10 protein-coding genes and 1 pseudogene are annotated in these 6,549 nt (G+C 43.2%); 7 read left to right on the forward strand and 4 right to left on the reverse strand.

Annotated elements, in window-relative coordinates:
* A pseudogene (locus tag A3I3_RS10900) lies at nucleotides 1-142 on the reverse strand (ISL3 family transposase); the annotation flags it as partial.
* 210 nt (nucleotides 143-352) lie between these two features.
* Nucleotides 353-1,633 carry a histidine--tRNA ligase gene (gene hisS, locus A3I3_RS0108875; protein ID WP_018372354.1) on the reverse strand — a complete coding sequence of 427 codons (1,281 nt, stop codon included), beginning with the start codon at nucleotides 1,631-1,633 and terminating at the stop codon, nucleotides 353-355.
* A 170-nt stretch (nucleotides 1,634-1,803) separates the two neighbouring features.
* On the opposite strand from hisS, the gene A3I3_RS0108880 reads away from it, so the two are divergent.
* Nucleotides 1,804-2,145, forward strand: a complete 342-nt coding sequence (locus tag A3I3_RS0108880) for a metal-sulfur cluster assembly factor (RefSeq protein WP_018372355.1) — start codon at nucleotides 1,804-1,806, stop codon at nucleotides 2,143-2,145.
* Nucleotides 2,146-2,230: 85 nt separating this feature from the next.
* Here A3I3_RS0108880 and ilvD read toward each other — a convergent pair whose 3' ends face one another.
* Nucleotides 2,231-3,943 carry a dihydroxy-acid dehydratase gene (gene ilvD, locus A3I3_RS0108885; protein WP_018372356.1) on the reverse strand — a complete coding sequence of 571 codons (1,713 nt, stop codon included), beginning with the start codon at nucleotides 3,941-3,943 and terminating at the stop codon, nucleotides 2,231-2,233.
* A 230-nt stretch (nucleotides 3,944-4,173) separates the two neighbouring features.
* Here ilvD and rpmF point away from each other — a divergent pair, with 230 nt between their 5' ends.
* The 6 genes from rpmF to A3I3_RS0108915 all read left to right on the forward strand — a co-directional run bounded on the left by rpmF (nucleotide 4,174) and on the right by A3I3_RS0108915 (nucleotide 5,965).
* A complete protein-coding gene (gene rpmF / locus A3I3_RS0108890; protein WP_002894148.1) occupies nucleotides 4,174-4,356 on the forward strand; it encodes a 50S ribosomal protein L32 in 183 nt (60 codons plus the stop codon).
* A 14-nt stretch (nucleotides 4,357-4,370) separates the two neighbouring features.
* Complete coding sequence (gene rpmG / locus A3I3_RS0108895; protein WP_001265622.1) at nucleotides 4,371-4,520, forward strand: 50S ribosomal protein L33; 150 nt, start codon at nucleotides 4,371-4,373, stop codon at nucleotides 4,518-4,520.
* A 285-nt stretch (nucleotides 4,521-4,805) separates the two neighbouring features.
* A complete protein-coding gene (locus A3I3_RS0108900) occupies nucleotides 4,806-4,991 on the forward strand; it encodes a hypothetical protein (RefSeq protein WP_000477157.1) in 186 nt (61 codons plus the stop codon).
* A 1-nt stretch (nucleotide 4,992) separates the two neighbouring features.
* Nucleotides 4,993-5,562, forward strand: coding sequence for a hypothetical protein (locus tag A3I3_RS0108905; RefSeq protein ID WP_018372357.1), 570 nt, complete (start codon nucleotides 4,993-4,995; stop codon nucleotides 5,560-5,562).
* A 2-nt stretch (nucleotides 5,563-5,564) separates the two neighbouring features.
* On the forward strand, nucleotides 5,565-5,774 hold the full coding sequence (locus A3I3_RS0108910; RefSeq protein WP_000516405.1) for a helix-turn-helix transcriptional regulator: 210 nt from the start codon (nucleotides 5,565-5,567) through the stop codon (nucleotides 5,772-5,774).
* Nucleotides 5,775-5,776: 2 nt separating this feature from the next.
* Nucleotides 5,777-5,965 (forward strand): hypothetical protein, encoded by a 189-nt coding sequence (locus tag A3I3_RS0108915; RefSeq protein ID WP_012000320.1) that lies wholly within the window; start codon nucleotides 5,777-5,779, stop codon nucleotides 5,963-5,965.
* A 383-nt stretch (nucleotides 5,966-6,348) separates the two neighbouring features.
* Here A3I3_RS0108915 and A3I3_RS0108925 read toward each other — a convergent pair.
* The coding region (locus A3I3_RS0108925; RefSeq protein WP_018370691.1) for a transposase at nucleotides 6,349-6,549 on the reverse strand (201 nt) is incomplete at its 5' end.

Raw genomic sequence — 6,549 nt, forward strand, 5'->3', positions numbered from 1 at the left:
CATGACAGCTGTAGCATTTAGGAGCAGGATAATCCAACTTCGCGATGATTTCTTTATGCGTTCCAGCATCTAGAACATCCAAAATCGTAATGTTAGGGTCTTTAATTCCGAGTAAGTTTGTGATAAAATTTAATTGTTCCATATGAGTCTTTCTAATGATGGTTTGATCGCTTTTCATTATAGGTCATATGGGACTTTTTTTCTACAACAAAATAAGCTCCATAATCCCTAAAGTGATTTTACCCACTACAGAAATTATAGAGCCGAGATTATTATGAAAAAGAAAAGTTATTAGGAGTATCAGATATCTCATCTGATGTATATAGTATAACTTCCCTAGCTTAAAAGAAACTTAAGCCTCTAAATTTTTTAAAATTTCTTGGAAATTTGTCTCCACATCGGTCAGACTAACCGTTACTTCTGCCCGTGTTTGATTGTTTTTGACGGTCACTTGATTGCTTTCGATTTCACTTTGTCCCAAGGTCAAAATCGTTTTTGCACCAAAGCTGTCTGCCGACTTAAACTGCGCCTTAATCTTGCGGTCCAGATAATCACGCTCGGCTCTAAAGCCTTGACGGCGGAGGGCTTGCACCAGCTCTAAAGCTCTGCCATTGGCCTCCGCCCCTAAAACCGTAATATAAATGTCCAGTTCCTCCTCAAGAGGCAGGCTGACACCTTGCTTGTCCAAGACCAAGAGCAGGCGCTCAACGCCCATACCAAAGCCGAAGCTCGGCGTGTCTGGCCCACCAAAATACTCAACCAGACTGTCGTAACGCCCGCCCGCGCAAATAGTCAGCTCGCTACCCGCCACATCGGTCACAAACTCAAAAATCGTGTGATTGTAGTAGTCAAGCCCACGCACCATGTTGGTGTCAATGATGTAAGGAATATCTAGCTTTTCTAAAAGCTGACGCACGGTGTCAAAGTGAATCTGACTTTCCTCATCCAGATAATCCAAAATGGACGGCGCATTCTCCACCGCAACCTTGTCTTCGGGCTCCTTGCTATCTAAAACCCGCAGAGGATTTTCCTCCAAACGGCGCTGGCTATCCTTAGACAGACCCTCTCGCAGCGGCGTCAAATAATCAATCAGGGCCTGACGATAGGCTGCGCGGCTAGAACTATTGCCCAAACTGTTAAGGTGCAAGGTGACATTTTGAATGCCTAGCTCATCAAAAAGCTGCGCTGCCATAGCAATCGTTTCGACATCAACCGCTGGATTGAGCGTGCCAAAGCACTCGACCCCAATCTGGTGAAATTCCCGCAAACGTCCCGCCTGCGGACGCTCATAGCGAAACATCGAGCCCATGTAGTAGAGCTTAACAGGCTTTTGCACTTCTGGCGCGAAAAATTTATTTTCCACATAAGAACGCACAACTGGCGCTGTTCCTTCGGGACGCAGCGTAATGTGACGGTCGCCCTTGTCATAAAAATCATACATTTCCTTGGTGACGATGTCGGTCGTGTCACCTACCGAGCGGCTAATGACCTCATAATGCTCAAAAATCGGCGTACGAATTTCTTGATAGCGGTACTTCTTGAAAGTCTCCCGCGCGAGCGCCTCGACATATTGCCATTTTTCGGATTGTCCCGGTAAAATATCCTGTGTACCTTTAGGTTTTTGTAATTTCATACTTCTGTCCTCTTCACATAAAACTACTACTAGTTTACCATAATTCCTGACCTTTGAGGAGATACGGGCAAATTTTTATAAAAATCCGTTTTCATTTTTGCTAAGCCCTTGCAAAACAAACTGAATTGTGAGAAAATTAAAACAATTTATCAGAGAAGAAAGGAAAGCTTATGAGGGACGATATCAAAATCAATGACCGCGCTGCCGCACTTGCCGATCAGTTAGTTGAGAGACTAGAAAAAATTGTCGACCCAGACGTTGAGCTGGATATTTACAATCTCGGCCTTATTTACGAAATCAATCTGGACGAAATGGGTCATTGCCAAGTCGTGATGACCTTTACAGATACCGCCTGCGACTGTGCAGAAAGCCTGCCCATTGAAGTGGTAGACTCTCTCAAGCAAATCGAGGGGATTGAGACCGTTTCGGTCAAAGTTACTTGGTCGCCCGCTTGGAAAATCACCCGTATCAGCCGTTTTGGCCGTATTTTCCTAGGCATTAGCCCCAGATAAAAACGAACAAGTTTGGAGAAATCCAAACTTTTTTCTTTTTCAAATCCAGCTTGTTCACACAAAAAGCCGCCCTAAGGCGACTGACTTATTTTTTGTTTTTACCCGTTTCTTCTGTCTTCCAGAAATCTGTAACCGCACCCTTTGAAGCAGAGGATACGATATGGGCATATTTCCCAAGAACCCCACGGCTATAAAGTGGTGGCAATTCTGTCTCAGCCCGACGTTTTTCCAACTCTTCTTCAGAGACATGCATGGTGATTTCGCGCGTATCTTGGTCAACCGTGACCATATCGCCCGTGTGCAGATAGGCAATCGGTCCACCGTCTTGTGCCTCAGGAGCGATGTGTCCGACAACCAGACCGTAGGTTCCTCCTGAAAAACGACCGTCTGTCAAAAGGGCAACCTTGTCCCCCTGCCCTTTCCCCACGATAATGGAAGAAAGCGACAGCATTTCTGGCATACCAGGACCTCCTTTTGGCCCTACAAAGCGCACAACGACTACATCGCCGTCCACGACTTCGTCAGCCAAAACAGCATCAATGGCGTCTTGCTCAGAGTCAAAGACCTTAGCAGGACCTGTGTGATTACGCACTTTTACCCCAGAAACCTTGGCAACCGCACCGTCTGGCGCCAGATTTCCGTGCAGGATAATGAGCGGCCCGTCGGCACGTTTTGGATTTTCTAGTGGCATAATGACCTTTTGACCCGGTGTCAAATCAGCAAATTCTGCAAGATTTTCAGCCATGGTCTTACCTGTACAGGTAATCCGGTCACCGTGCAGGAAGCCGTTCGCGAGCAGGTATTTCATAACCGCAGGCACACCGCCGACCTCGTACAAGTCTTGGAAAACATACTGTCCTGACGGCTTCAAGTCAGCCAAGTGAGGCACGCGCTCTTGAATGGTGTTAAAGTCGTCCAGAGTCAACTCGACATTAGCCGCATGGGCAATGGCCAGCAAGTGGAGAGTAGCATTGGTAGAGCCGCCCAGCGCCATGGTTACCGTGATTGCATCTTCAAAGGCTTCGCGCGTCAAAATATCAGACGGTTTCAAGCCCATTCTCAGCATATTGACAACGGCGCGCCCCGCTGCCTCAATATCTTCTTTCTTGTCTTTTGACTCGGCAGGGTGAGAAGAGGAGCCAGGCAAGCTCATTCCCAAAACCTCAATCGCCGTCGCCATGGTATTAGCTGTGTACATACCGCCGCAACCGCCAGGTCCCGGACAAGCATTGCACTCGATACGCCGAACTTCCTCGGCCGTCATATCACCGTGGTTCCATTTCCCGATTCCTTCAAAGACCGAAACGAGGTCAATGTCCTTGCCGTCCAGATTTCCCGGTGCAATGGTTCCGCCGTAGGCAAAGATAGCTGGAATATCCATATTAGCAATGGCAATCATGGAGCCAGGCATGTTCTTATCACAGCCACCGATTGCGACAAAGGCATCGACATTGTGCCCGCCCATAGCTGCTTCGATAGAGTCCGCGATAATGTCCCGCGAAGTCAGAGAAAAACGCATACCAGGCGTTCCCATGGCAATCCCGTCCGCCACCGTAATGGTACCGAACTGCACTGGCCAAGCTCCCTCGGCCTTAATACCTTCCTTAGCTAATTTCCCAAAATCATGCAAATGGATATTACAGGGAGTATTTTCTGCCCAAGTCGAAATAACCCCTACGATAGGGGATTCAAAGTCTTTATCGGTCATTCCTGTCGCCCGCAACATGGCACGGTTAGGGGATTTGACCATGCTATCATAGATGCTGGAGCGATGACGCTTATCTTTTAAATCAGTCATGATTTTTCCTCTCACATACTCGTAAAATTCTTTGTCCTTTCATTATAACACATTTCAAGGCTGATTTCACTAGGATTGGTTGAAATTTTTAGAATATTCTGGATTAAATTGTCAGATATTTTTAAAGAAAAAGAAAAAATCTGTCAAGTAACTTTACTTTACAAAAAACTTTTGGTATACTAGTAGAGTTGACAATCAGTCAAGGAAACTTAAAAAGGAGAAAAGAAACAATGGCAGTACCTGCACGTCGCACATCAAAAGCGAAGAAAAACAAACGTCGTACACACTACAAAGTAACAGCTCCAACTGTAACTTTTGACGAAACTACTGGAGATTACTCACGTTCTCACCGCGTATCCCTCAAAGGATACTACAAGGGACGTAAAATCGCCAAAGCTGCAGCAGCAGAATAAGGAAGGGAGATAGCATGCGCGTAAATATTACACTTGAGCACAAAGAATCTGGTGAACGCTTGTACCTTACTTCTAAAAACAAACGTAATACTCCAGACCGTCTTCAACTGAAGAAATACTCACCAAAATTGCGTAAACATGTCGTGTTTACAGAAGTTAAGTAATTGAACACACAATAAGCCTATGAAACCAACGTTTCTGGGCTTTTTTCTTGCTTAAACTATTCTTCTGGCTGAATTTTGTCTGATTGAGAAAAGATTAGAAAATATCTTTTGATTTAATACTTGTATTTTCTTTTTTAATGTGATATATTTATAACGTAGAGGTGAGATATTTATAACAAATGCTACGGTCACCAATCCTTTCTTACAAGAAAATCTGCCATTAGGCACAAGCCTAAAAATTTTACTGTTCAATGTGAACTATTTCTAACAAAGGAGGAACACATCATGTTTAAATCACAAAAAATAGGGCTCATCATTTCAACACTGATGACTAATCTTTTCATTATTAGCTACGTTTTTCTAGCTACAAACCTCAGTCTTTTGGCTAAAATATTGATTAGCCTTACACCAATTATCGGTAGTGCCATTGGATTTTCTGCCTTCTACTTTAAAGACAGGAAAGAAGAATAAGATGAAACACATCAAAAAATGGTTAATTTGGGCTTGGTTACCTGTTATGCTACTACTGTGGCTATTAACTCCGCCAAGTAATTCCCCCTGGATAAAACACACTGTTTTTCTAGTCACGATTACCATGCAAGGACTTATTTTCTGGCTTGTTTCCAAGGCACAATCTCAAGAAGACGAGGAAAAGTATTTTGGACTGACAGAGAAGTTATATGGTATGACCTTATTTACCGCTATGGCCATTTACACTAAAGGTATCTGGATAATCACACCAGCTACTAGTCCTATCTGGCTGAAACACCTTTTTCTAGGTTCTGGCTTGTTTGTCCTCATTCTTTGCTTTCTCTATTTTGCATTAAAAAAAGTTGATGAACAAGCAGACGAGCGTTTCTATATGAACTTGGCAAAGGCAGCCTGCACAACCCTGGTACTGATAGTTCTATCTCTGATAGTGTTGAGCATAGTAACATTTTTCCTTCCCTTCACCCTAAGAACAGGCATGGTTTTGATTTTTACTGCATCCATGATTGTGTTTTTTGACCTGTTTTTCCTCATATTTGAAAAGAGGGGTTAGATATGGGAAAAATTCTAACAAACTTAAAAGCCATCCGAGAAGACGCCCGCATGACCCAGCAAGAATTGGCGGATAAGATTGGTGTACGACGGGAAACTATTCTCCACTTGGAGAATAATCGATATAACCCCTCGCTTGAAATGGCGCTTAAAATCGCACGTGTCTTTGGCATGTCCGTTGAAGATATTTTCCGCTTAAATGAAGAGGTCTAGTCATGAAAAATCAAATTTGTACCCACTGCGGTGCTGACCAATTTGTCGTAAAAAAACAACTGAAAGGTTATGCAGGATTAGTCAGTGAAGAGGCTAAATTCGTTTCAGGAGGTATTGCCCTCTATCATGAAATTTGTCAAAATTGTGGTACTGTTCATAGAAGTTTTGTGAAGGATGTTGAGAAATTATAAGCGATTCTAATTGTGGTTTTAAATATGCTAAAAAGGCCTAGAAAATCAACGTTTCTAGGCTTTTTATTTATTTTCCCACTATTCTTAACCTACAATATATGATATACTATTTAAGCAATGCTTACCCAAAAGCAAAATTCTTGCTGGAAGAGAGGTGTTTCAAAAATGAGTCTTACCTTTGAGCTCTTACTTGCTGTTACAGCAAATGTTTTAGCGGGTATTATCCTTTATTACGTTTGCAAATGGCTGGATGACAAGGACAGTAGTATTGCTAGCCTAAAACACCTGTTAATCTTTCATAGAATATAAAAAAAGAGCCTGGGACAAAATAATTCTCAGCCACAAAAAAAGCTAGAGCTTCCCAATTGCGGAACTCTAGCTTTTTAATTTTGAGTCGTTCTCTTATTGTATTTTAGGAGGTTATTGGCCATAAGTACCAATCCCATGTCAATTCTCACTTGACGCTTCCCTCTCAGATTACATCTCTTGTAACCCAAACAAGCCTTTATCTGCCCAAAGACAGGTTCCACATCAATCTTGCGTTGAGCGAAAATCTGTCTACCTTGGGGAGATAAAAGCGCCTG

Source organism: Streptococcus massiliensis DSM 18628 (assembly GCF_000380065.1).
Classification (GTDB): Bacteria; Bacillota; Bacilli; order Lactobacillales; family Streptococcaceae; genus Streptococcus; species Streptococcus massiliensis.

Coding starts and splice junctions, on each gene's coding strand:
- A3I3_RS0108900 (WP_000477157.1), top strand. CDS start 4,806: ATGTTTAAATCACAAAAAATAGGGCTCATCATTTCAACACTGATGACT.
- rpmF (WP_002894148.1), top strand. CDS start 4,174: ATGGCAGTACCTGCACGTCGCACATCAAAAGCGAAGAAAAACAAACGT.
- A3I3_RS0108910 (WP_000516405.1), top strand. CDS start 5,565: ATGGGAAAAATTCTAACAAACTTAAAAGCCATCCGAGAAGACGCCCGC.
- A3I3_RS0108905 (WP_018372357.1), top strand. CDS start 4,993: ATGAAACACATCAAAAAATGGTTAATTTGGGCTTGGTTACCTGTTATG.
- A3I3_RS0108880 (WP_018372355.1), top strand. CDS start 1,804: ATGAGGGACGATATCAAAATCAATGACCGCGCTGCCGCACTTGCCGAT.
- hisS (WP_018372354.1), bottom strand. CDS start 1,633: ATGAAATTACAAAAACCTAAAGGTACACAGGATATTTTACCGGGACAA.
- A3I3_RS0108915 (WP_012000320.1), top strand. CDS start 5,777: ATGAAAAATCAAATTTGTACCCACTGCGGTGCTGACCAATTTGTCGTA.
- ilvD (WP_018372356.1), bottom strand. CDS start 3,943: ATGACTGATTTAAAAGATAAGCGTCATCGCTCCAGCATCTATGATAGC.
- rpmG (WP_001265622.1), top strand. CDS start 4,371: ATGCGCGTAAATATTACACTTGAGCACAAAGAATCTGGTGAACGCTTG.